22 protein-coding genes are annotated in these 25,331 nt (G+C 38.6%); 14 read left to right on the top strand and 8 right to left on the bottom strand.

Features of this window, described 5'->3' with window-relative positions; genetic code table 11:
- Window positions 1–23 precede the first annotated feature (23 nt).
- Entirely contained in the window at window positions 24–1,241 is a 1,218-nt protein-coding gene (gene moeA, locus I6E82_RS08335; RefSeq protein WP_197117488.1) for a molybdopterin molybdotransferase MoeA, read from the top strand.
- A 53-nt stretch (window positions 1,242–1,294) separates the two neighbouring features.
- Here the strand turns inward: moeA and I6E82_RS08330 are convergent, their stop codons facing one another.
- Window positions 1,295–1,747 carry a DUF1311 domain-containing protein gene (locus tag I6E82_RS08330; protein WP_165721845.1) on the bottom strand — a complete coding sequence of 151 codons (453 nt, stop codon included), beginning with the start codon at window positions 1,745–1,747 and terminating at the stop codon, window positions 1,295–1,297.
- 276 nt (window positions 1,748–2,023) lie between these two features.
- Window positions 2,024–3,448, bottom strand: a complete 1,425-nt coding sequence (locus I6E82_RS08325; RefSeq protein ID WP_010552537.1) for a sodium-dependent transporter — start codon at window positions 3,446–3,448, stop codon at window positions 2,024–2,026.
- Window positions 3,449–3,637: 189 nt separating this feature from the next.
- On the opposite strand from I6E82_RS08325, the gene I6E82_RS08320 reads away from it, so the two are divergent.
- The 6 genes from I6E82_RS08320 (at window position 3,638) to I6E82_RS08295 (ending at window position 7,970) form a co-directional block, all read left to right on the top strand.
- Window positions 3,638–3,940 carry a YciI family protein gene (locus I6E82_RS08320; protein WP_010552536.1) on the top strand — a complete coding sequence of 101 codons (303 nt, stop codon included), beginning with the start codon at window positions 3,638–3,640 and terminating at the stop codon, window positions 3,938–3,940.
- Between the two features lie 162 nt (window positions 3,941–4,102).
- Window positions 4,103–4,360, top strand: a complete 258-nt coding sequence (locus I6E82_RS08315) for a PepSY domain-containing protein (protein ID WP_002959808.1) — start codon at window positions 4,103–4,105, stop codon at window positions 4,358–4,360.
- Window positions 4,361–4,363: 3 nt separating this feature from the next.
- Complete coding sequence (locus tag I6E82_RS08310; RefSeq protein ID WP_007375447.1) at window positions 4,364–5,038, top strand: response regulator transcription factor; 675 nt, start codon at window positions 4,364–4,366, stop codon at window positions 5,036–5,038.
- Window positions 5,032–6,369: an ATP-binding protein gene (locus tag I6E82_RS08305; RefSeq protein ID WP_010552535.1), complete on the top strand. Its 1,338-nt coding sequence runs from the start codon at window positions 5,032–5,034 to the stop codon at window positions 6,367–6,369. The genes I6E82_RS08310 and I6E82_RS08305 overlap by 7 nt, the downstream gene beginning before the upstream one ends.
- Window positions 6,356–6,766 (top strand): hypothetical protein, encoded by a 411-nt coding sequence (locus tag I6E82_RS08300; protein WP_007585278.1) that lies wholly within the window; start codon window positions 6,356–6,358, stop codon window positions 6,764–6,766. Before I6E82_RS08305 ends, I6E82_RS08300 begins: the two co-directional genes overlap by 14 nt.
- 124 nt (window positions 6,767–6,890) lie before the next feature.
- Entirely contained in the window at window positions 6,891–7,970 is a 1,080-nt protein-coding gene (locus tag I6E82_RS08295) for a flavin monoamine oxidase family protein (protein ID WP_197111394.1), read from the top strand.
- 69 nt (window positions 7,971–8,039) lie between these two features.
- Here the strand turns inward: I6E82_RS08295 and I6E82_RS08290 are convergent, their stop codons facing one another.
- The gene (locus tag I6E82_RS08290) at window positions 8,040–9,077 is read right to left on the bottom strand and encodes an AI-2E family transporter (protein ID WP_007585280.1); all 1,038 of its coding nucleotides are present in this window, start codon (window positions 9,075–9,077) and stop codon (window positions 8,040–8,042) included.
- A 170-nt stretch (window positions 9,078–9,247) separates the two neighbouring features.
- Here I6E82_RS08290 and I6E82_RS08285 point away from each other — a divergent pair, with 170 nt between their 5' ends.
- Window positions 9,248–10,138: a TIGR01777 family oxidoreductase gene (locus tag I6E82_RS08285; RefSeq protein WP_197117486.1), complete on the top strand. Its 891-nt coding sequence runs from the start codon at window positions 9,248–9,250 to the stop codon at window positions 10,136–10,138.
- Between the two features lie 354 nt (window positions 10,139–10,492).
- The gene (locus I6E82_RS08280; protein ID WP_197111396.1) at window positions 10,493–11,446 is read left to right on the top strand and encodes a GGDEF domain-containing protein; all 954 of its coding nucleotides are present in this window, start codon (window positions 10,493–10,495) and stop codon (window positions 11,444–11,446) included.
- A gap of 181 nt (window positions 11,447–11,627) precedes the next feature.
- Here I6E82_RS08280 and I6E82_RS08275 read toward each other — a convergent pair whose 3' ends face one another.
- Both I6E82_RS08275 and I6E82_RS08270 read right to left on the bottom strand, forming a co-directional pair.
- A complete protein-coding gene (locus I6E82_RS08275; RefSeq protein ID WP_121955199.1) occupies window positions 11,628–14,180 on the bottom strand; it encodes a glycoside hydrolase family 3 protein in 2,553 nt (850 codons plus the stop codon).
- The gene (locus I6E82_RS08270; RefSeq protein WP_197117484.1) at window positions 14,180–15,454 is read right to left on the bottom strand and encodes a sugar MFS transporter; all 1,275 of its coding nucleotides are present in this window, start codon (window positions 15,452–15,454) and stop codon (window positions 14,180–14,182) included. The genes I6E82_RS08275 and I6E82_RS08270 overlap by 1 nt, the downstream gene beginning before the upstream one ends.
- 258 nt (window positions 15,455–15,712) lie before the next feature.
- Between I6E82_RS08270 and I6E82_RS08265 the strand changes: the two genes are divergently transcribed.
- From I6E82_RS08265 to I6E82_RS08255, 3 genes are all read left to right on the top strand, one after another.
- The gene (locus tag I6E82_RS08265) at window positions 15,713–17,041 is read left to right on the top strand and encodes a GH1 family beta-glucosidase (protein WP_197117482.1); all 1,329 of its coding nucleotides are present in this window, start codon (window positions 15,713–15,715) and stop codon (window positions 17,039–17,041) included.
- 28 nt (window positions 17,042–17,069) lie between these two features.
- Window positions 17,070–18,392 carry a glycoside-pentoside-hexuronide (GPH):cation symporter gene (locus I6E82_RS08260; RefSeq protein ID WP_165734906.1) on the top strand — a complete coding sequence of 441 codons (1,323 nt, stop codon included), beginning with the start codon at window positions 17,070–17,072 and terminating at the stop codon, window positions 18,390–18,392.
- A gap of 62 nt (window positions 18,393–18,454) precedes the next feature.
- On the top strand, window positions 18,455–19,459 hold the full coding sequence (locus I6E82_RS08255; RefSeq protein ID WP_010552528.1) for a LacI family DNA-binding transcriptional regulator: 1,005 nt from the start codon (window positions 18,455–18,457) through the stop codon (window positions 19,457–19,459).
- 72 nt (window positions 19,460–19,531) lie between these two features.
- Here I6E82_RS08255 and I6E82_RS08250 read toward each other — a convergent pair whose 3' ends face one another.
- Together I6E82_RS08250 and I6E82_RS08245 are read right to left on the bottom strand one after the other, a co-directional pair.
- Window positions 19,532–20,200: a DUF2987 domain-containing protein gene (locus tag I6E82_RS08250; RefSeq protein ID WP_101162854.1), complete on the bottom strand. Its 669-nt coding sequence runs from the start codon at window positions 20,198–20,200 to the stop codon at window positions 19,532–19,534.
- A complete protein-coding gene (locus I6E82_RS08245; protein ID WP_165727731.1) occupies window positions 20,193–20,999 on the bottom strand; it encodes a glucosaminidase domain-containing protein in 807 nt (268 codons plus the stop codon). The genes I6E82_RS08250 and I6E82_RS08245 overlap by 8 nt, the downstream gene beginning before the upstream one ends.
- A gap of 247 nt (window positions 21,000–21,246) precedes the next feature.
- Here I6E82_RS08245 and I6E82_RS08240 point away from each other — a divergent pair, with 247 nt between their 5' ends.
- Entirely contained in the window at window positions 21,247–22,539 is a 1,293-nt protein-coding gene (locus tag I6E82_RS08240; RefSeq protein ID WP_197117480.1) for an anti-phage deoxyguanosine triphosphatase, read from the top strand.
- Between the two features lie 101 nt (window positions 22,540–22,640).
- Here I6E82_RS08240 and I6E82_RS08235 read toward each other — a convergent pair whose 3' ends face one another.
- A complete protein-coding gene (locus tag I6E82_RS08235; protein ID WP_197117478.1) occupies window positions 22,641–24,797 on the bottom strand; it encodes a prolyl oligopeptidase family serine peptidase in 2,157 nt (718 codons plus the stop codon).
- A 164-nt stretch (window positions 24,798–24,961) separates the two neighbouring features.
- Between I6E82_RS08235 and I6E82_RS08230 the strand changes: the two genes are divergently transcribed.
- Window positions 24,962–25,276, top strand: a complete 315-nt coding sequence (locus tag I6E82_RS08230; protein WP_002959779.1) for a DUF962 domain-containing protein — start codon at window positions 24,962–24,964, stop codon at window positions 25,274–25,276.
- Window positions 25,277–25,331: the final 55 nt, after the last annotated feature.

Raw genomic sequence — 25,331 nt, 5'->3', positions numbered from 1 at the left:
AATGATTTAAGTAAGCAATATATATGAACGATGTTTGCAATGCACCCGGTTTATTGCCAATTGAAACTGCAATACAAAATATACTTGGCTCAATAACGCCAGTTAAAGACGTTGAAACCATCACTATAATGCAAAGCGTTGATCGCGTTTTAGCAAGCGATGTTAAATCAACTATAAACGTACCAGCTCATAACAACTCTGCAATGGATGGCTATGCGCTGTGTATTTCAGATAAAAGCTTAACCTACACACAAGTAGGTAGTGTGTTTGCAGGTCAAGTTTTTGAAGGAACACTTACCCCTGGTCAATGCGTAAGAATAATGACCGGCGCTGCCATTGCACCTGGCGCTAACGGCGTTGTAATGCAAGAAAACGCCTCGGTTGATGGCGATAAAATTACGTTTACTGCGCAACCTGAGCTAAATGAAAACGTGCGTTTTGCTGGCGAAGATATTGCTATAGACGACGTTATTTTAAAAGCAGGCGATAAATTAAAAGCCGTTGATGTGGGGTTACTTGCATCTTTGGGAATTGCCAATATAGACGTGGTAAGAACCTTAAAAATAGCCGTGCTTTCTACCGGCGATGAGCTAATAGAACCTGGTCAGCCGCTTAAGCAAGGCGCTATTTTTGAAAGCAACCGCGCTGTTATTATTAGTGCGCTGCAACAAAAAAATATAGACGTGATTGATTTAGGAATTATTCCTGATGACAAAGAACTCATCACTAATGCATTTTTAAAAGCGAACGAACTTGCCGATGCCGTAATAAGCTCAGGCGGTGTATCGGTTGGTGAAGCCGACTTTACTAAAGAAGTGCTCAACGAAATTGGCGAAATTCACTTTTGGAAAATAGCCATGAAACCAGGCAAACCTTTTGCCTTTGGTAAACTAAGTAACAGTTACTTTTTTGGCTTGCCAGGTAACCCTGTGTCGGCTGCAGTTACGTTTAATCAGTTAGTAGAGCCGGCACTGCAAAAGCTGTCGGGTCTTGGTGAAGTAAACCCTAAAATGCGTTTTAACGCTGTTACTACATCCGTTATTAAAAAGCGCCCTGGCAGAGCTGATTTTCAGCGCGGTACAGCAACAATTAACGAGCAAGGTGACTTGTTGGTTGCCCCGTTTAATAAACAGGGCTCGGGTGTACTTTCGTCGCTTAGTAAAGCTAACTGCTTAATTGTAGTGCCAGCACAAAGCGGCAATATCGAAAAAGGCGCAACAGTAAGTATTGAGTTGCTATAAAGCCTAAAATGCTACAGCTAACTGTATAATTTAGCTGTAGCGCTATGTAGGTCTTAAAATATTTTTATATTTAATGTTTGAATTAAACAATTTAACTTTTCGCTGTGTCCTACAAACTCTTCTTTGCTCAATCTATTAACACACTTTAGCGCATTTTTAGTCGCAAAGTATCTATCATAACTTAGGCTTCTTTCGCATTTAACACTATATGTTGAGGGCCAAGAGCCACCGGCCCCCGTTGCTATGCCAACAACGTTACATGTAGCATCTATATACTGCTCCCATGCTTTTATTTGTGCTTTAACTGCATCTACTTGGTAATCATCAGTTAGTTGCGGGTAAATTTCATCCATCATTTTACTGATTTTAGTTTTGTATCTATTGCCCTCTAAATTATAAGTATTGCCGGTGTGCATTGCACCGCCTTCTGGCCAACCATCAGCGCTTTGTGCAAATGCGCCAAATGATGAAATAGCAAAAGCAAACCCAATAATAATTTTATTCATTTTAAATATCTTTAATACCAATCTGCTTATATATGGGGTCTATTTAACGTTAAGAAAATTACGCTAGAACTAGGCAAAAATCTTTGTATCTAGTTGTTCTAAATAAAAAATTTTTAACGACGTTATAGTGCAATTTAATTCGTTAAATTGATCAAAGATTTATGCAGGTTGGTATAATAGTTAGACCAGATACCTGTAAAAAAACGCCTATAAAAAATGCCGCTAAGCTTAACTGAGCGGCATTTTATTATTCAATAAGCTTTTAAAGAGGTCTATTTAAAAACCAAATATTTTTAAATCAAAAAACTTAGTCGCCACTGTATTTATAAATATCACAGCTAGAATGACAGGAATAAACGTTGAAAGTGAAAAGTTAACGTACTTTTCCATCAAGCTTCCCGCATAATTAGGCGAACCTAAGCTTAGCTCTTGTGTTAAGCGTGCTTTTTTCCAGCGGTACATTACAAACAAACACACCATTAAGCCATTAAGCGGTAAAATTGTGTCGTAAAATACATCAACAATAATATCAAAAAAGCTCTTATTAACGCCGCCATAACTGGTGAACGAAGTAAGGCTGTCAATCATACCAAACGACATTGTACATAAAATAGTAAGTACACCGGTTGAAAGTGTAAGGATGCCCAATGCTTTTTTACGGCTAATACCTTTACGGTCACTTAGTGTTGCTGTCGGTACTTCTACTATTGAAACAAGTGAAGTAATCGCTGCAAAAAATACTAATAAAAAGAATGAGAACGCAACAATAGACGCACCTACATAACCAATATCATTTTGCAGTGCTAATAATATTTTAGGTAGGTATACAAAAATCATTGATACAGACGAGTCAGAAAGTGCTGATGGGTCTGTGTTTGGATCAAAGCTAAATATAGCGGGCAACACCATTAGGCCCGCTACAAACGCAACGAGTGAGTCTGTAATAGCGACCATTTTAGCGCTACTTACAATGTCATCCTTTTTAGAAATGTACGACGCGTAAGTCATTAATATACCCATACCCAGCGATAGCGAGAAAAACGCTTGGCTTAATGCGCCATTAAGTACACTTGCACTCATCTTAGAAAAATCAGGAATAATGTAGTATTTAACACCGGCCATTGCGTTATCAAGCGTTAATACATAAGTAACTAAAGCAAGTAGCATGAAAAGTAAGGCTGGCATTAAAAATTTAGCGGCTTTTTCTATGCCTTGTTTAACACCCCCTAACAAAATTAAGTTAACAATAATAACCACAACGGCCATATAGCCAAACACAGTGTAACTATTAATAAAAACACCAAAGTGGCCAGGATCTGCAAGTAAATCTAAATTACCGAGGCCTGTTTGCGTTAAGTAACCAAAAATCCAAACCGTAATTACCATATAAAACACAGCAATCATAAATGGTGTAAGCACCGCTAAAAAACCTGCTAGCTTCCATTTTTTATCGTTATTAGATAATAGCTTGTACGAACCAAGTGGATCTTTTTGAGCATTACGACCCATTGCCATTTCAGCCATCATGACTGGTAAACAAATAAATACGACAAATAAAGCGTAAATTAATAAGAATGCGCCACCACCATTTTTGGTAGCAGAAACCGGAAAACCAACTAAATTGCCAATACCAACAGCCGAACCTGCCGCTGCCATTATGAATCCGAGACGGGAACTAAATCGTTCTCTATTTTCGCTCATGCATAAAACCTTTTTATTATTTTGTATATTTCAGCGACTCTACCAGTGTTACACAGAGATTTTCAAGCAATTACAGCTTAAAAATAAAATCGAAGTGTAAACCTGTGTAAATACGCTTTTAATTCACCAATTTTCAACGCTGTGGTAGTATTGCGTTAATCAAATTTAACAATTTTTATGAGATTCCTTATGTTGTACATGATTCACTCAACAGACGTTGAAAACAGCTTAGAGCTTAGAAAAGCAGCACGCCCTGCACATTTAGCACGCCTTAGTGAGCTTGATTCACAAAACCGTTTATTAACTGCGGGTCCGTTTCCGGCAGTCGATAGTGAAGATCCTCAAGAAGCAGGTTTTACCGGTTCATTAGTTGTTGCTGAGTTTGAGTCAATAGAAGCAGCTCGAGAGTGGGCAGCAGCTGACCCTTACGTTGCCGCTGGCATCTATGAAAATACAATTGTTAAACCTTTCAAAAAAGTGTTCCCTGCTTAAAAGTGTATTAAACCCTAAGAGCGTGTGTTGCACTGTAATTCAGGGTTTGTTCACAAGATTTTAATTAAAATTACTGAGATAAAAGCGAATTTAGCGTTTTTACTTGAATTTTAGTAACTTAGTTAATTAAACTAAGTGGGTCTGGTCTAGGAGTTTTCCATTATGCGCGTATTATTAAGCCTCGGTTTTATTGCTTGTGTTAGCTTAGCTAACTTTGCTCAAGCAGCGACGGCCACCCAAGCATCTCATGCTGAGGTGGACAAAAAGAAAGCCGTAATACTTGCAAAGAAAACAATAGGCGGTAAGACCTTAAAAATTACCGAAAAAACAGATTTTTATACCGTACGAATACTCAAATCTGACGGCCACGTCGTTGATTTACATATAAATAAAAAAACCGGCGAAGTGAAAAAGGATTAACAAATGCGAATTTTAGTTATTGAAGACGATTTACATTTAGCAGATAACCTACGTAATGCTTTAGAAAAAGAACGTTACAGCGTGGATTTATGTCACGATGGTGAAGCAGGTCTTTTCCACATTACAGAATACCCGCTTGATATGGCCGTAGTTGATTTAGGTTTACCTAAAATAGACGGTATTGAGCTAATCAATAAAGCACGAGCACAAGGCATTACTATCCCTATTTTAATCTTAACAGCGCGCGATCGCTGGCAGGATAAAGTAGAAGGTTTAGATGCAGGTGCAGATGACTACCTTACTAAACCATTTCATGTTGAAGAACTTATTGCACGTTGTAATGCATTAATTCGTCGCAGTGCTGGTAAAGCAAATCCAGAAATGACTGCGGGTCCAATTAAAATTCATACACGTTCACAACAGGTATGGGTTGATGATAAAGAGCTTAGCCTTACAGCTTACGAATATAAAGTACTTGAATACTTAATGGTAAATCCGCAAAAAGTAATTTCTAAATCAGAACTTACTGAGCATATTTACGACCAAGACTTCGACCTTGATTCAAACGTAATTGAAGTATTTGTACTACGTTTGCGTAAAAAGCTTGACCCTGAAGGCGTACTAAACCCAGTAGAAACACTACGTGGGCGTGGTTACAGGCTTAAAAGCCAGTGGTAATACCGCAAATATCGTTAAAAATAAGGCAAGGATTTATCCTTGTCTTTGTTTTATTAGTCGCACTCCCTATCTTATTTTATTCAATTGGCAAAGCGTATTACGCTTCGCTTGTTGATGCGACAGAAAAAACCCTCGAGGCGCAGCTCTACTCGCTAATATCTGAAGTCGACTTTACTGAGCATGGTATTATTATGCCCAGCACTATTTTAGCGCCTGAGTTAAACAGATTAAATTCAGATACCTACGCAATGATTTACCGCGATGATGACCCTGTTTGGAACTCAGAATCGGCTGTAAATTTAAACTATGTACCTCAACAAATAGAAACCAAAGCAGGTGCCGCCGACTTCAGGCGTGTGGAGTATAATAATACCGCGTACTGGCAACTTAGCCTGACTGTAATTTTAAACAACATAGATCAATCAGAACAAGCTCGCTTTATATTAGTCAAACGTAACGACGCTCTACTTCGTATAATGGATGGCTTTAAGCAAACCCTTGTAGATTGGATGTTTATCATGGGGATTGCAATTGCAGGCCTAATGGCTATTGGTTTCATTTGGAGCGCTCGCCCACTCCAACGACTCGATAAAGAAATAAAAGCGATTGAATCGGGTGATATTCAAGAAATTAAAGGCCTCTACCCTGTAGAGCTGCAAACAATAAAAGCAGACCTAAACTTACTACTTGAGTCGCAACAGCGCCAAAAAGAGCGCTACAGAGCCTCATTAAGCGACCTTGCTCATGCACTTAAAACACCGCTTGCAGTACTAAAATCAAGTCCATTGGCAAACGATGCCGATGCACAAGAACAACTCGACCGAATTAATGTGATGATCGAGCACCAATTAAAGCGTGCTGCAACCGGTGCATCAGACACGTGGAAAAAGCAAACACCTATTAAGCCAGTACTTGATTCAATACTCAGTGCTATGGCAAAAGTATACCGTGATAAAGATATTATTTTTACCTGCACCGTAACCGAAAAAGATTACTTTTTAGGTGACCAAACAGATTTAATGGAATTACTCGGTAACTTAATTGATAACGCCTGTAAAGCGTGTCGCTCGCAAGTAGAAATACAAGTAATCCAAAGTAAAACTCTGTGTATTGGAATTAGCGATGATGGCCCTGGTGTGCCAGAGGATAAACGTGAATCTTTACTTACACGTGGTACTCGCCTCGATACATACGAAAGTGGACACGGCGTAGGCATGGCGATTGTATCTGATTTAGTTAAGTCGTATAACGGGACGCTTACCATTACCGATGCTGATAACTTAGCCGGCGCTCAATTTATCTTAGAGTTTAATTACAATGACAAAAAGTAACTATTTATTAAAACTAACTGCCATTGTGCTATTAACTACAAGCCAGTACAGCTTTGCAGATGAAGCATGTACTTTAGCCGCTAAAGCAACAACCGATGAAGCTAAGCGGTATATTCAATGCCTAGATAGCCAGATCGATAAAGCAAAGCAAGCACAAGGCAGTTGGATACAAAAGCGCAAATATGAGCTAACTAAATCACAAGAAAGCACAGGCAATACGCAAGTATTGCCGTTATTTATGCGCAGCATTAAAAATAACGAAAAGTACCTTGAGAGCGCCTGCCAATGGCGTTACTTAATAAAACTTCCTAATGCGACAACAGCGGCCATTAGCTATAAACTCTGTGAAATTGAGCTTATAAATCAATTTACAGAATCACTAAAACACCCATTTTAACGTAACTTAAGCACACTAAACTAGTTACGTTTATCTACTCGTTCCCTTTAGCCTACTTGACAATTTATTCATATCAAAACAAACTATCTACTAGTAGATTGCTAAATAGCTAATAGGTAAACAAATGACTAAACCAGTAATAATTATAGGTGGCGGACTGGCCGGCTTATACAGTGCGTATAAATTACAACTGCTTAATATTGAGTACTTATTACTGGAAGCTAAATCGCAATTAGGCGGCCGAATTTTTGCTGCGCAATCACCAATAAATAACGATGTTAGTTTTGATTTGGGTCCTACGTGGATATTTCCTCACCAACCAAAAATCCAAGCTTTAGTAAAGTCACTCCACTTAAGTATATTTGAGCAATACAACAAAGGTGATGTGTTATATCAAGCACCTAACTCCAAGCAGCCTCAACAAATTGCAGGTGCTGGAGATATGCAGTTATTTAGGCTTAAGCACGGCATGAATACCCTAATAACTGCCTTATACGAGCAACTTAATCCTGATTCAGTGTTATTAGAACACAATGTCACTGAGCTTAAAAAAGGTGATAATAACTGGCAAATTACAGTTAATCACTTAGGTAATATAAAGCACTTTACTACTGAAAAACTAATTTCAGCTATTCCTGCTCGTATGGTTACAACACACTTAACACCTGAACTATGGGCTACTCCAACGCTCATAAACCGCCTTAGTAGTGTACCTACATGGATGGCAGGACAAGCCAAATTTATAGCTACTTTTGAACATGCATTTTGGCGTGATAAAAACTTATCAGGGCAATGCTTTAGTCGCGTAGGCCCAATGGTCGAAATTCACGATGCCAGTGCTGAAGATGGCAATTACGCCGCATTATTTGGCTTTATAGGTGTGCCCTACTTATCACGAAACCAAGTAACTAAAGAGCAATTAATTCAAGCCTGTGCCCAGCAGCTTAGCTACTTTTATGGTAAAGATGCTGAAAAGGCAACGGGGTATTTTATTAAAGACTGGGCAGACGATAAGTTTGTAGCTAATAGAGACGATCAAACTCAGCCTTCGCAGCACCCAGAATTTGATTTTTCAGGCTTAGATGGGCAATTAAATAACTTGAACATTCATTTTGTAGCGAGTGAGTTTGCAAAACAAGAAGCAGGATATTTAGAAGGCGCAATAAACGCGGTGGATGACGCTATTAAATTGTTTGTTAATTAATAGCCCTGTATTTACTGATAACTTAACCATCAAGGGCTTTAATTTTACAGCCCTTGATAGTTATAGATGTTAGTTATTTTTAGCAACGTCTTCGCCACTGCCTAGTAGAGTGGCAACCCACTTACCTTCAGCACTGGCTTCTAAGCCTATTTTTACAATCATAGTTAAGGGCACAGATAAAAGCATACCCACAGTACCTAATAACCAGCCCCAAAATATTAATGATAAAAATACCACTAGCGTTGAAAGACCCAGCCCTTTGCCCAAAAACTTAGGCTCTACAATATTGCCCATCACCGTATTTATTGTTAAATAACCTGCAGCAACCAATCCCGCAATTAACGGACCTTGAGTAATAAGCGCAAGTAATACAGCCGGTACAGCCGCAATAATTGACCCAATATTAGGAATGTAATTGAACATAAATGCCAATACCCCCCACAGCACAAAGTAGTCAACGTCTAAAATCCATAAGTAAAACGCAGCAATAATACCCGTACCTAAACTTACTAGTGTTTTAATTGCCAGATATGAATTAATAGACTCTAAAAAGCGGTCAATTTGCTTCATTTTGCTATCGGGATCTTCAAGTGCCATGTGTATTTTTTTGCTCAGCATTGGCCCTTCAAACAACATAAAAACAACGGTTAAAATAATTAAAAACATGTTTGCCATTACGCCACCTAAACCGGTGAGCATATTAGTGGCTACATCAACCATTTTACCTGGGTCGAACATATTGATTAACTGTTCTTTATTAATCAGTATGTTGTATTGAGATGCTAAATCTACAAGCCATACAAATTCTTCTTTGAGTTGTGTTTTATACTCAGGAAGTTGCTGCGAAAAATCGTTTATTGATTGCCCTACAAGCCCGCCAAGGCTTACACCTAAGCCAACTATAATAAGCACTACCAACATAACAGCAATCCCTTTAGGAATTCGGTAGCGCGCAAAAAACTTGATAAGCGGATTACAAATAATGGCAATAAACGCCGCCAAAATAAACGGAATAATAATTACACTTGCCGCTTTTATCCCCGCGAGTACGACCACTAAGGAAGCAAAAACTATTAAGCTTTTATTTACTCCAGTTAAACTTGCCAATTTATTAATCCTTTTATTAATGATATGGCTTTAGTGTAAGGCAAAAGGTAATTAAATGAAATAATTACGAAGTGATCATAAAAGCCTGTTTTACGTATAAATTTGCAAAGCTGTTTGCTAGCGAGTATGTTTTTTAATCACTTGCTACTATTTTATTGTAAGGATTAATAATGCATATATTTGTTACTGGCGCGACGGGATTAATTGGTAAGCACTTATGCCCTTTTTTACTTCATCATAATACTGTTACTGTGCTTAGCCGAAACCCGACTAAAGCAAACGTATTATTGGGCCATAAAGTTAAAGCCGTAAGCAATGTCAATGCAGTAGATTTTAACACTGTTGATATTGTTATTAATCTAGCTGGCGAACCTATTGTAAATAAACGCTGGAGCGACAAACAAAAGCAAATAATACGCGACAGCCGTATTGGTGTTACACAACAAATTAGTGAAGCTATTAAAGCTTGTAGCACTGCCCCGCATACTTATATATCTGGAAGCGCCGTTGGGTTTTATGGTCGACAAAATAGTAACCCTATTGATGAAACTTTTGAAAACCCACATGATGAATTTAGCCACCAGCTTTGTAAAGACTGGGAAAACGCAGCGCTACTCGCGCAATCAGAACACACCAGAGTGTGCCTTTTACGCACGGGTATTGTTTTAGCTAAAAAAGGTGGAGCATTAAGTAAAATGCTCCCTGCCTTTAAATTGTGTTTAGGCGGCCCAATTGGTAATGGCGAGCAAGGAATGTCGTGGATACACATCGACGATATGATTCAGCTAATACTTTTTATTATTAAGCATCCAGAAATATCTGGCCCTGTTAACGCAACAGCACCAAACCCTGTAAGCAATGCTCAATTTAGTAAAAGCTTAGGCGAAGCGCTCTCTCGACCTGCATTTATTCCTATGCCTACTGCAGCACTTAAACTATTAATGGGTGAAATGTCAGACTTACTAACAACGGGGCAATTTGTAGTCCCTAAAAAAGCACTCGTTCATAATTATCGTTTTCATCATCCTGATATTAAATCGGCTTTAGAGAGTTTGGTTTAGCGGGCGTTAATAATTCTTGAGGTAAAATATGAAAATTGAAGAAGCAATCCTTTTAACTGAATTGACCTTTTCTTATTAATACATAATAATTACAACAGTTAGTTAAATATATATTTCATCATTTTATAATAAAGAGAATAAATCATGTTTCATTTGCCTACTGTGATCTTCCTCTCTTTTATTCTTAACTTACTCATAAGCTTATTTTTTCTCTCAATTTATAAATATAAAAAACAAACATCTTTTTTATTATTTGGTTTAGCCTGTGCCACATTTGCATTAGCCGAAATACTGGCATGTTTGCGCTTATTCATAGACTTTCCTTTAATAACCCACTATTTAGCTAGTGTTTCAATGATTACTAGCCCACTTTTAATTATTGTTGGACTATATAAATACAAAAACGTAAAAAATATTAGCTTAATGCCTCTTTACTGCATATTTGGTTTTTCTAGCTTATTGTTATTGGCAATTTATCCTTTCGGTGCAGCAAAAATGCTAACGAGTTTAGTAATTGCCGGATTATTTATTTACACAGCGTATTTAATCAAAAGCATGAGCTTTGTTGCTAAAGCCCAGAAAAAGGCGTTAATTACCTGCTTTTTAGTGCACAGTGGAGTTATGTTTTTAAATGCTATATTTCTATCAATACCGGTACTTAGTTCGAGTATTCAAGATGTAGCAACCCCTTTGCAAATTGTGCTTATTAGTCATTTACTATTAGCCACACTGAGTGCTCTTATACTGCCATTTTTGTTATTTTCCAATAGTGAATATACGCTATCGAACCTTGCCAATACCGACTCTCTTACACAGTTATTTAATCGCAGAGGTTTCTTTAATAACGCTAAAGCAGTCCTTAAACAACCTAATAACAATGATATAAATGTATCTATAATTATTCTAGATATCGACTTTTTTAAGCATGTAAACGATAAGTACGGCCACGACACGGGCGATCAAGCAATTAAATGGATTGCGCAGCACATAAAAGAGCAATTTATTGATGAGGGTATTTGCGCCAGAATAGGCGGTGAAGAATTTGCAATATTACTACCAGACTATTCCCTACGAGCAGCTAAAGAATATGCAGAGCACTTACGTGAAAATATTTCTAAGCATCCGTTTTATTATCAAAACGCGCATATAAAACTATCTGTGAGCGCGGGAGTGAGTCACTCTGTAAATGGTAAAATGAGTGTAAAAGACTTACTGTCGTTGGCTGATAAACGCCTTTATCTTGCTAAAGAAACCGGCAGAGATAAAGTAGTTAGCTTTGACGAAAAAAACCTCTTAATGCAGTGCTAATTATTTTACAAGCTATTATAAAAAAGGCCCCTCTTATAAAAACGCGGTAACCCTTTGTATTTATAGCTACCAGTTCCTATTAAGTTATATCAATTAGCTCAAGTGTTTATGCAGGTTACCTCTACATAAAAAAAGCCCTTCATTCGAAGGGCTTTGGTATACACACAATAGAGTTAATAAACTACTTACAAGACAGTGTAGCTTCGCCTGTTTTATTTGGCACAAACTGAATATTAGCCACAGAAATTGACGCTTTACCATTGCTGCGTAAACTAAATGGGCTTGTTAGGTTTGCAAAATTAACACCCTTATCAGCAAAACAACCTAAATCGATTGATACTGACTGCCATTTATTCTCAATGGTTTTATCCACTACGTTTGCTAAATCAATGCTTGCACCACATTCACCCGAGCAAGTCATAGCAAGTGCTATATCGCTCGTTAGTGCTTCGTTTAATTTAATATCAAAGCTAATCACACTATCGGCTTCAACATAGGCAATGGTATCTTCTGCAAAGCTTGTTACTATTTCAGCACTGGCTTTTTCTGTACCGCTGAAGTTAAATTGGCGCGCGTCTTCTTGTACTGTTTTGTCCTCAGTACGGTATTTAATTGCACCAAATTCATGGGTACTACTCGATACATCTAAAAGCTCATCGCCCGATTTTAACAATAAGCGCCATGGTGCTACAGGTGCACCAACAAGTATATCCATACTCGTAAGCCCAGAGTTATCAAGTTTAGAGTCTTCATCAAGGTCGTCAGTTAACACGTTTTTATCGCCGTACGATAAGCCAAAACCATAAGGGAGTAATGGGTCGTAATTTTCATCACCTTTATTTACCGCAGTTTGTACCGCTGATTTAGGCCAAGAAAACGATAATTTACCTTTAAAGTTATTTTGAATGGTGCCGTCTGCCGCTTTTAATAAAACATCAGCAATACCTGCGCCTTCTGTACCTGGCAACCATGCAGCTACAAACGCGTCAGATGCGTTAAGTTCGCTGTTAACCCACATAGGTCGACCTGATATAAACACCGATACAACAGGGATACCTTGCTCTTTTAGTGAGTTTAAAAGTGCTAATGACTTTTTATTTCCGCGCTCAAACTCAAGGTTATCTTTATCGCCGTGCCCTTCTGCGTAAGGTTCTTCACCAAATACAACAATGGCAACATCAGGACGTTGCTCAAACGTACCATCAGCGCTTAAAGTAACACTTCCACCTGCTGCAGATATTTGATCTTCAAGCCCTTTGTAAATTGACGTTGCTCCAGGGAAATCTGCATTTTTGTTATTGGTACCTTGCCACGTAATACTCCAACCACCCGACTGTTTACCTATATTATCGGCACCATCACCTGCAACAAGTACGCGTTGATTAGCTGCAATAGGCAATAGGTTATTTTTATTTTTGAGTAACACAAGTGATTCGCGCACAGCTTGACGTGCTACTTCGCGGTGCTCTTGGGCACCAATTAGCTCTGTTTTTCCAGAGTAAAGACGCTTAGCCGGGCTTGGTTTATCAAATAAACCAGCGCGAAGTTTTACGCGTAATATTCTGCTCACTGCGTCATCAATACGCGACATACTAATTTCGCCTGACTTAACTTGCGCAATTGTATTGTTATAAAGAGGCTTCCAGGCACCTGTTGGCACCATGAAAATATCAAGGCCAGCATTAACGGCTTGCGCACAACTTTCGTTAGTACAGCCTTCAATTTGACCGTGACCGTTCCAATCGCCTACTACAAATCCATCAAAACCCATTCGTGTTTTTAATACATCAGTAAGTAGATATTTATTGCCGTGATTTTTAACGCCATTCCAGCTATTAAAAGAAGCCATAACCGATTGGCTACCTGCTGATAAACCGCCTACATAGCCTTGTGCGTGAATATCAAATAATGATTGTTCACTGTCGATATTATTACCCTGATCATCACCATCAACCGTGCCACCGTCGCCAATAAAGTGCTTAACGGTACTAATTACTCGCTTGTCACTTAAAAAATCGTCATCGGCTTTACCTTGTAAGCCATTTACTATGGCTGCTGAGTAATCGTGAACAATCTTTGGATCTTCTGAGTAGCCTTCGTACGTTCTGCCCCATCGGTCGTCTCGTACTACTGCTACAGTGGGTGCAAATACCCAATCAATACCCGTAGCCATTACCTCTACTGCAGTAATCGATGCTATTTGCTCGATTAAATCAGGATTATTCGCCGCGCCTAAACCAATGTTGTGCGGAAATAACGTCGCACCAATTACATTATTATGGCCATGTACTGCATCGGTGCCCCACATAGTTGGGATACTACTGCCATCAACTGAGTCGTCGACAGAAGCTTGATAAAAGCTCTCTGCTAAGGCTACCCAGTCCATAGGTGTTGCATGTTTGTCGCCATTAGGGAATGCGCCACCACCATTAAGATATGAACCGAAGCCATATTTACGCATGTCTTCAACGGTAATATCACGAATTTCTGGCTGAATCATTTGAGCAACCTTTTGCTCAAGTGTCATGGCTTTTAAATAGTTAACTATTTTAGCTTCAATATCGGCATCTTTTTTAACGGCAATATTAAGTTTTGGCCAAATTTGCGCTGTTTTAGATAACGTTTCATTAGTTTCAACCGATGTCACTGCGTCGTTTGAACAAGCCGATAAAGTACCTACTGATGCAATTAATGTTGCTAAGGCTATTTTATTAAGTGTAAAAGGGGTTTTCATTATAGAGTCTCCTGCGCTTGAACTGGTTTGCTACCGCTTAAACCATAGAACACGATAAATATGTAACATAAAATAGGTAAAACATACGAAAGTTGAACACCCACAGTATCAGCAAGTGCACCTTGTAAAAGTGGCACTATTGCACCACCCACAATCGCCAAACACAAAATACCAGAGCCTTGAGCTGTATGTTTGCCAAGTCCATTTAACGCTAAACTAAAAATAGTGGGGAACATAATAGAATTGAATAAACCAACCAATAGTATTGACCACATTGCTAATTGACCCGACGTGCTCATGGCAATAACGACTAAAATAATAGCCATGGTTGCGTTAAAGCAAAGTACTTTACCAGCAGGTAATTTTTGCATTACAGCAGCACCAATAAAACGCCCAACCATAGCACCACCAAAATAATAAGTGATGTAATGAGCTGCAGCATGCTCTTTTAGCCCTGCTATATTTTCTTGTGCTAAAAAGCTTACTAAAAAGCTACCAATTGCCACTTCGGCGCCTACATACATAAATATACCCACAGCACCTAATACAAGATGGCGATACTGCCAAGCACTGCCTTCAATTGCCTCTGATTTTTCGGCTTCTGCTTTTTGCTCGCTCATAATGTCTGGTAATTTAAGCCATGCAAAAATACCGGCTAGTAAAATAAGCATTGCAGCTAAAAGGAGGTAAGGAAGTTGAACTGATTCTGCATTTTGTGCAGGTGTTAAAAAGGCTTCTGACGCTGAGTCCAGAATTAACAGAGCACCAAATGATGGCGCAACCGTAGTACCTAACGCGTTAAAAGCTTGGGTTAGTGTTAAACGAGACGACGCAGTTTTTGCTGAACCCAACAAACTTACATAAGGATTTGCAGATACTTGTAATAACGTTATGCCACTGGCAAGTACAAATAAAGCAAATAAAAATACAGGATAACTATGTAAAGACGCTGCTGGGTAAAATAAGATACACCCTACTGCCGCAATTAAAAGCCCAACCACGATTCCTTTTTTATAACCAAGCTTTTTAACAATGTATCCACTAGGGAGTGACATTAAAAAGTAAGCGCCAAAAAAGCAAAACTGCACAAGCATTGCTTGAACATAAGTTAAATCGAAAACCGCTTTTAAATGCGGAATCAAAATATCATTTAAGCAGGTAATAAAACCCCACATAAAAAACAGTGAAGTTAAAGATGTAAGTGCAAAACCATAGTTTTTATCTTGGTGGTTTTGCGACTGTGTGTGTGATGTCAGTGGTGCTGAACTAGCCATGTGCTCTCCGCAATTTATTATTATAAATTGATCTTCAGTAAGTAATTAATACAAACCCCGCTAAGGCGCAGTATTAAAGAGTTGACCTGAAGATTAATTAACATTAATCTAAAAATGTAAGCGCTTTCACGGCTAATTAAATACGAACATGTTACATATTTCAACAACTTTTATTTTTAATAATGTTTTGTACCCGCTGAAAGTCAGTAAAAATAGGCGCTAAGCGTGCAATTAAGTTCTCAAAAAGGTTTGTAACCAATGACAAAAATATCATTACCATTTAATTCACCTCTATTAACAAAAGACTTTGTTTATGGTGTAGCAACAGCATCATTTCAGATAGAGGGCGGGTATGAGCATCGCTTACCGTGTATTTGGGATACCTTTTGTAGTACTGCAGGTAAAATTGCTGACAATTCACATGGTCATATTGCCTGCGATCATTACAACAATTGGCAACAAGACATAGATTTAATAGAGTCTCTAGGTGTTGATGCTTACAGGCTTTCTATTTCATGGCCTCGCGTTATGACTCAAGACGGAAAGTTAAATCCTGTAGGCGTTAAGTTTTATACTGATATTTTAGATGAGCTAAAACGAAAAAAAATAAAAGCCTTTGTTACTTTGTATCACTGGGATTTACCGCAACATCTTGAAGATGAAGGCGGCTGGCTTAACAGAAAAACAGCTTATGCATTTGAGCAGTACGTAGAACTAATTACTAACGCATTTGGAACACGAGTGTATTCTTACGCTACATTAAACGAACCCTTTTGCAGCGCGTTTTTAGGTTACGAGATTGGCATACATGCCCCAGGTCTAGTAGGCAAGCAGTATGGTAAAAAAGCAGCTCATCACTTATTACTCGCTCATGGTCTCGCTATGAACGTGCTAAATAAAACATCGCCTGATACTCAAAACGGCATTGTGCTTAACTTTACACCCGCCTACCCACTTACAGATACTCAACAAGACATAGACAGTGCCAAATACGCTGATGACTATTTAAATCAGTGGTACATGAAACCAATAATGGACGGTAAATACCCTGATATAATTAGCCAACTACCTGAGGATCACTTACCAGACATACACCCAGGTGATATGGAATTAATTTCTCAGCCAATTGATTACTTAGGCATTAACTTTTATACCCGCCAAGTTTATAAAGCGCACCCTACTGATATTTATGAACCCATTGCACCTACGGGTCCGTTGACAGATATGGGGTGGGAGGTTTACCCGCAATCGTTTACCGATTTGCTTGTATCGCTTAATAAGACATACACCCTACCGCCTATTTATATAACCGAAAATGGCGCAGCAATGCCCGACACATATAATAATGGCGAAGTTAACGACTTAGACCGTTTAAGTTATTATAATACTCATTTAAACGCAGTTCACAATGCAGTTGAACAGGGTGTTGTTATACGTGGCTACTTTGCTTGGAGCTTAATGGACAACTTTGAGTGGGCAGAAGGCTACTTAAAGCGCTTTGGTATTGTTTATGTTGATTATAAAACGCAGCAACGTACTATTAAAAATAGTGGCTTAGCCTATAAAGCACTTATCTCAAATAGATAATAATAAGCACAAAGCGGGATAAACAATCATGGTCAGTGTAAAAGAAAAAATAGCGTATGGCTTAGGCGACACCGCCAGTAATATTATTTTTCAAACAGTTATGATGTTTTTAATGCTGTACTACACAGATGTAGTAGGTTTATCGCCTGCCGTTGTTGGTACTATGTTTTTAGCAGTGCGTATTTTTGATGCCGTAACCGATCCATTAATGGGTAACCTTGCTGATAAAACACATACGCGCTGGGGGCACTTTCGCCCCTACTTACTTTGGCTTGCACTTCCTTTTGCTATTATAAGTATTTTAGCGTTCACTACGCCCGATTTAGAAGGCACCGATAAAATAATTTATGCCTTTACTACTTACACACTTCTTATGGTTGTCTACACCGCTATTAATATCCCTTATTGTGCATTGGGCGGCGTACTTACTGCAGACGTAAAAGAGCGCGTTACTATTCAGTCTTACCGGTTTGTATTTGGTATGTTAGGCGGCGTAATAGTAGCGGGTTGTACTATGCCAATGGTTGAGTATTTTGGACAAGGCGATGCTGCCAAGGGCTATCAATACACAATGACTGCAATGAGCATTTTAGGTTTTGTACTGTTTTTACTTTGTTTTTTAGGCACAAAAGAGCGTATACAACAGCCAAAAGAGCAAAACATTCCTTTTGCCAAAAGTGTTAAAGCCTTAATTAAAAACGATCAGTGGCGAACACTTTGCTTAGCTGCATTTTTTTTACTTACCGGGCAAGTATTAAGGCTTACGCTTGCTGTTTACTACGTAAAATACTATTTAGGTCGAGACGATTTAATCACCTTATTTATGACGCTAGGTGTTGCAGCCAGTATGGTAGGTTGCGCTTTAGCTCAACCACTTGCAAAGCGCTTTTGTAAAATAAAGGCCTATATAAGCTTACAAGTTATTGCCGCCGCTATTTGTGGTTTTAGTTACTTTATTAGTAAAGACTCTTTAGTATTGGCATTTGCGGCCTTTATTTTATGGAAATTCTTTTTAGATATGGCAACCCCATTGTTGTGGGCAAAAATGGCCGACACCATAGATTACGGGCATGAAAAAACAGGTGTACGCATTACGGGTTTGGTTTATTCAGGCGTTATATTTTTTATTAAAATGGGCGTGGCTGTAGGCGGCGCAATTGCAGGCTGGTTGTTATCTTTTTACAGTTATCAGGCCGATGCAGTACAAACTCTTGATACCCAACACGGTATTTTACTGTCATTCACTGTACTACCTGCTTTTGGCTCATTATTTGTTGCCTACATAATGAAAAAATATACACTGACTAATCAGGTTGTTGAAAATATTCAATCTAAACTAACAGCTAGTTAAGATATATACTCTAAGGTATTATTTAGCCGAAGTAGTTAAGGATAAGCGAGTGAACAAATAACATGGCAACAATTTATCAAGTCTCAGAGCTTGCGGGCGTATCGTTAGCCACCGTTTCTCGCGTGATGAACAAAAATACCCGTGTAAGCGATAAAACTAAACAAAAAGTGCTTGATGCTATGGCGCAGCTTGGCTACAAGCCTAATTCAATAGCGCAATCTTTAGCCTCTAACTGTACTAACAGTGTCGGTATTTTAGTGTCTGAGTTACATGGTCCTTTCTTTGCCCAAATGATGGCAGGTATTGAATCAGAGCTTCGTGCTGCGGGTAAACACGTTATTATTACCACCGGACACAGTGAAGAAGACAAAGAACAAGAAGGCATTGAGTTTTTAATTAGCAGACGCTGCGATGCCATTATTTTGCACGTAGAAGCCGTCTCAGACGACTACCTAATAAAATTAAGCCAAGGCTCTACACCCGTTTATTTAATGAGCCGTTACGTAGAGCAACTAAAAGACAACTGTATCAGCCTAGATAATCAATTAGGTGGTTACCTAGCCACTAAATCGATATTAAATCAAGGCCATACACAAATAGCGTATATTGCAGGCCCGCAGTTTAAAGCCGATGCATTTAATAGACTTGAAGGTCACAAACAAGCGCTTACAGAGGCTGGTGTTAAATTTGATCCTACGCTTTATTATATTGGCGACTTTAACGAAACTGGCGGTAGTAAAGGCTTAAAACATTTTATTGATGAAAAACTTAGCTTTACTGCACTGGTATGCGCCAATGACGAAATGGCCTCCGGTGCCATGAAGTATGCACGAGAGCACGGTTATAACTTACCAATTGATTTATCGATTGTTGGATTTGATAACGTTATTTTTGCAAACTACCTATACCCTACACTCACGACCATAGATAATCCGGTCGGGAAAATGGGCGAAATGGCAGCTAAATTAGTGCTTAAAGACGTATATCAAAATAAAAACCTCGTTATAAATCGCTTTTTTGAACCTACTTTAATGCAGCGCGATTCATCAGCGCCACTTATTAAATAAAAACCAAAGACTAAAAACGAGTACTGATTTTGGTACAAAAAAAGCGGCTAAATGCCGCTTTTTGTATGTGAGCTACTTAACAATCCAAGGCGTTACTTTAATAACGTTCGATATATCTCCAAGCACTGCGCTATCATCTTCCCAGCTATCTTCAACTGCAAAATAACACACTGACTTTTCACACGTTATGCTCTTATCATCAAATTGCATTGGGCTTTTAAATGTAACTGCTACGCCCTTTTGTTCGGGTAATAAAAACCACATTAATTTACTTACAAAAAAGCCCGACAAATCAGTTAATAGCTCATCAAGTTCTTCGTTAATGGTATATAACGACTGCTTTGAAAATGCTAAACCTTCAAGTTCGTTTGCTTCTATTTGTAGCTTTAATTGGCAATCGTGTACAGGATTGAGCGGCTCTACTACAATAACCGCTTTATCGGTATCAAGCTGCTTATCGAACGGCAATAGTAATTGTGCTTTATCGGTAAAGTTAAGTGGATACTCGTTTCTTTCGGTTAAAATAGTACCGCTTTTAATTGCACATGTTTCATTAGTACCAATATCACTAATGTAAAAGTTAACTCGCGCATATTGAAAATCGCCTTTGTTAACAATTTTTAAGCGGTCGTAAAAACCGTCATACGACATCACAAATTCTCTCGCATTTACATTAAACGCACTAATGCTCAGCAGCACTAACACAATAGCGTTGGTACAATTAAAAATGTATTTATTCATCAAAGTAGGCTCTATTTTGGCTAATCATCGTGTTTAACTCTTCTATATACGCTTCACCGCGCTCAGAGTAAGACATTAAACCATGTGTAAGTTCAGTCGCTAAAATTGGTTTTTGCTCAAGACGTAAGTTTTCACGTATTGCGCGCAAATCTTTATAAGCAGGATGCGTATTTATGTTTTTAAAGTAAGAGTTTATAGCAGCTCTTACCGATTTAAACGCAGCAACTTCGTGCGCAGCCCCGGTATTACGGCGTTTTGGCACCATGCCACAACCTTTTGTGTAACACCACTGACCAAAAAAGTTAAGGCCAATACGTGCAAAACGCGAAGTGCCCCATGCAGATTCGTTTGCAGCTTGCATAAGCGCTAATTCTTTAGGAATTACATCAACACGGCGCAATGCTTGCGTAAGTATTAGCGTATCAACCGTGGTTGGTAAGTCATACGACTTTAAAATTTTAGCAATATCTTTGTTTTGCTTTTTTTCTAAAGGTAATTCGTTTTGTAACATCATGCGTGCTATTTCGAGCTTAGCGCGTTGCTGTAATATTTTTTTATTTTCGGCTTCAACGTGCGGACGAATAAAGCTAAAAAATGCATGTTTTTTTTCTTTAACATCACTAAATTCTGAAAATTTTGGCAGTTTTACATTATGTAATGGTTTTTCTTTTTTCTTCACTTTTTTTGGTTGTTCTGACGTTTGCTCGTCTAGTTCAACATCGTCACTTTGTATAAACGGGTATGCAAGCGCCCAAACAAAAAATACAGTTAGTAAAAGCTTAAAAATCGTTTTTAACATCTATTCTCTCTATTAAACTTAGTTATGCATGGTTTATACACAAGCATACGAAGGCGCATTATACCTAAGCCACTTTATAAACGCGAATAACTGGGGTTTGATGACCTTTTACGGTTGAATTTTCAGCAGTGTATTTGAATTTTAGATAAAACAGAGCCTATGTAGTGTATTTGTTCATTCGCAATTTATAAGTCCATGGGTATACTGGGCAAAGTTTAATAATATTAACTATGTGTGAGTAAGCAGTATGGATAAACAATGGCAAAGCCGAATAATAGAGCAATATAAACATCGTCCTAACGATAACCGCTCGCCGTGGCAGGTCGATCGTTCGCGTATTATTCATGCAGCTGCATTTAGGCGTTTGCAAGCTAAAACCCAAATTATGGGCATTGGCCTAAACGACTTTTACCGCACTCGCCTTACCCACTCTTTAGAAGTATCGCAAATTGGTACCGGCATATTGCGTCATTTAAAAGCGCAACATAGCGACTTTACGCACTTTCCATCAACCGGACTGCTCGAAACACTGTGTTTAGCGCACGATATTGGCCATCCGCCTTTTGGTCATGGTGGTGAAATAGCGCTAAATTACATGATGCGCGATCACGGTGGTTTTGAAGGTAACGCACAAACACTGCGCATAGTTGCAAAACTTGAGCCCTACAGTAACGGGCACGGTATGAACCTAACTCGTCGTACTTTATTAGGTTTTATAAAATACCCCGCGTTTATTAATACGCTTTGGCATACCATTCCCGACGATACAACCGGTCGTGCATTTATAAAAGCAGATGATTGGCGACCTGCCAAAGGGTTGTACAACGACGATGCAGCCATATTCAATTGGATAGTAGAACCACTGAGTCAAAACGATAAAACGTTGCTGGGTAACCATGCCGCTATTGATAAGTACCGCGCTAAAACAACGTATAAATCGCTCGATAGCGCAATAATGGAACATGCCGACGATATAGCATACGCCGTACACGACTTAGAAGATGCCATTGCAACCCATGTACTTACATTAGACGATTGGCAAACTCATGCTCTACCTAATTTAAAAGCACTAAACTTTGACTGGTTAAACACCATGGTTGAATCGCTGACCCAGCGCTTGTTTTCAAAAAATGACTACGAGCGAAAAGACGCCATAGGTGAGCTGGTTAATACCTTTATTATTCATATACATTTAGATATTCAAAACGATAACTTTGAATGCCCTATTTTAAAGTACACCGCTAAATTAGATGCCCAATACGACAGTGTATTGCAAATACTTAAGCATTTTGTGTTTCAACGTTTAATACGCGACCCCGAAATGCAGCAAATAGAGTTTAAAGGTCAAAACTTACTAATAGAGTTATTTACCGCGTTTGCTAGCGATCCGCTGCGTTTATTACCCGAAACAACACAAGCACAATACATAGAAGCCGAAAAACAAAACCAAGGTATGCGTATAATTTGCGATTACTTAAGCGGAATGACCGACGAGTACGCTTATAAAACGTATCAACGATTGTTTTCACCTATGCAATAGCTAACTGCTAACTACTAACAAACATTAAAAAGGCCGAGTAAATTAAATTTACTCGGCCTTTTTGCTCAGCTATTAAAGTTAGCTATTTTGTTAAAGCGCTTTTATAACGACTCTACGCCCATGTTATATAGTGTAAAACCAAATATATCAGCATACTGCTCAATTGTTTTACTCGTTGGTGTACCTGCACCATGCCCCGCATTTGTTTCTATGCGAATAAGCGTTGGATTATTACCTGTTTGCTTTGCTTGAAGCTCAGCAGCAAACTTAAACGAATGCGAAGGGACAACGCGGTCATCATGGTCGCCAGTTGTAATCATAGTGGCTGGATACTCAACACCTGCTTTTACATTATGAAGTGGTGAATAACCTTTAATGTATTCAAACATTTCTTTGCTTTGCTCACTGGTACCGTAGTCGTATGCCCAACCAGCGCCGGCAGTAAATGTATGGTAGCGCAGCATATCAAGTACGCCTACAGCAGGTAGAGCCACCTGAAATAAGTCTGGGCGCTGTGTCATTACTGCGCCAACTAACAAACCACCGTTAGATCCACCGCGAAGTGCTAAACGCTTTTTAGACGTGTACTTTTTATCTTTTAAATACTCAGCTGCGGCAATAAAGTCGTCAAACACATTTTGCTTTTGCAATTTAGTGCCGGCATTGTGCCAGTCTTTACCGTACTCACCACCACCGCGAATATTAGCAACGGCGTACACACCACCTTGCTCAAGCCATACTGCATTAACGGGGCTAAAGCTTGGCGTTAAACTAATATTAAAACCACCGTAACCGTATAAAATAGTAGGGTTTGAACCATCAAGCTTAATGCCTGTTTTATAGGTAATTACCATCGGTATTTTAGTACCGTCTTTTGAGGTGTAAAACACTTGCTCAGACGTGTAATCATCACTATTAAAATCAATAGCCGACTTACGATAAACACCCGATTCACCCGTAGTTACATCAAACGTATAAGTAGTACCTGGTGTTTTGTAGTTAGTGAACGAATAATAAAGCGTTGTTTGATCTTTTTTACCGCCAAAACCACGTGCAGTACCCACGCCTGGTAATGTAATTTCGCGAATTAGCTCACCTTTTTTGTTGTATTGTTTTACCTGCGAAATCGCGTCAACCATGTAGTTGGCAAAAAAGGTATCGCCACCTTTTGTAAGATTTAGTACGTTTTTGGTTTCAGGAATTAAATCAACCCAATTTTCAGGGCTTGGGTTGCTTGCATCAACCGTCACTACTTTTTTGTTTGGTGCATTAAGGTTAGTAACTAAAAACAGCTTGCTGCCTTCGTTATCAATAACTGATGTATCTGAATCAGTATTTCCCACAACCGTTACAAACTCACTGTTCTCTTTTGTTAAGTCTTTTATAAACAGTTTATTGCCTGACGTAGACGTACTAGCTGAAATAAGTAAGTAGCGGCCGTCATGGGTTACATCAGCGCCTACATAGCGATGTTTTTGCTCATCAGTTTCACCAAATACAACACTATCAGCAGACTGTACAGTACCTAGCTTATGGTAATACGCTTTATGCTGATCTGTTTTAGCCGAAAGCTCACTGCCTTTAGGTTTTTCGTAACTTGAATAATAAAAACCTTCGTTGCCTAACCAATCAATGCCACTAAATTTAACGTCAACAAGCGCTTCTTCAACTTGCTCTTTAGTATGTGCATCAATAACTATAATTTTACGCCAATCGCTGCCACCTTCAGATATTTGATATGCGAGTAATGACCCATCTTTTGAAAACGATAAACCCGACATAGACGTCGTACCATCGTCACTAAACTTGTTTGGATCTAAAAATACTTCAACGTCGCCGCCATCTTTACTGCGGTACAAAACATATTGATTTTGCAGGCCATCGTTTTTATAAAAATAGGTGTAATCGCCTTCAGTAAAAGGAGCGCCTATTTTTTCGTAATTCATTAGTTTTTCAAGGCGCTGCTTTAACTTATCGCGATAAGGAATTTGTTCTAAATAAGAAAACGTTAAATTGTTTTGCGTTTTAACCCAATCGGCAGTTTCGTCGCTCATATCATCTTCAAGCCAACGATATGGGTCGCTAACCGCTTCTTCAAAGTAGGTATCTACGATATCGCCTTTTTTTGTTTCTGGGTATATAACTGCGTTAACTTGCTTCATTGGTGCTTTTACTTCTTCTTGAGTTACCGTATTAGTTGGCTCTGAACAGCCGCTAAGCGCTACAATTACAGCACATGCTAGAGTGTGTTTAAACATCCTGAGTTCCATTCTTATTTATTAATAGTGCGCCTAAGTTATTAACTTTTAGCCCTTTTGTCTATTTAGATGCGTTAAGCGCCATTTATCGCTGTAAACAAATGTAAACTTACGCTTTAATAGCACGACCCTCATTAAAATAAAAAACAATAAAAGAGCATACTATGCAAAGTACAAACCCCACGTTTAAAAGCTTTAAAGCCTTCTACCCTTATTATTTAAAAGAGCATCGCAATGTTACTTGCCGCCGCTTACATTTTATAGGAAGCACCCTTGTTCTTGCTGTAATCGCAATAGCATTATTAAAACAACACTACAGTTTATTGTGGCTATTACCTGTTATTGGATATGGGTTTGCGTGGGTTGGGCATTTCTTTTTTGAAAAAAACCGCCCAGCTACTTTTAAACACCCTTTTTACAGTTTGTGGGGAGATTGGGTAATGTTTAAAGATATGCTTGTTGGAAAAATTAAATTTTAACACTATTTTTAGCATTCTTTTTTATACCAATTACTTATAAAAAAAAATTGCTTCA

Origin of the sequence: Pseudoalteromonas sp. NZS11, from assembly GCF_015864765.1 — a bacterium.
GTDB classification, from domain to species: Bacteria; Pseudomonadota; Gammaproteobacteria; order Enterobacterales; family Alteromonadaceae; genus Pseudoalteromonas; species Pseudoalteromonas arctica.
Note: the sequence above shows the minus strand (reverse complement) of the source record. Positions and strands in the feature narration are given on the sequence as shown.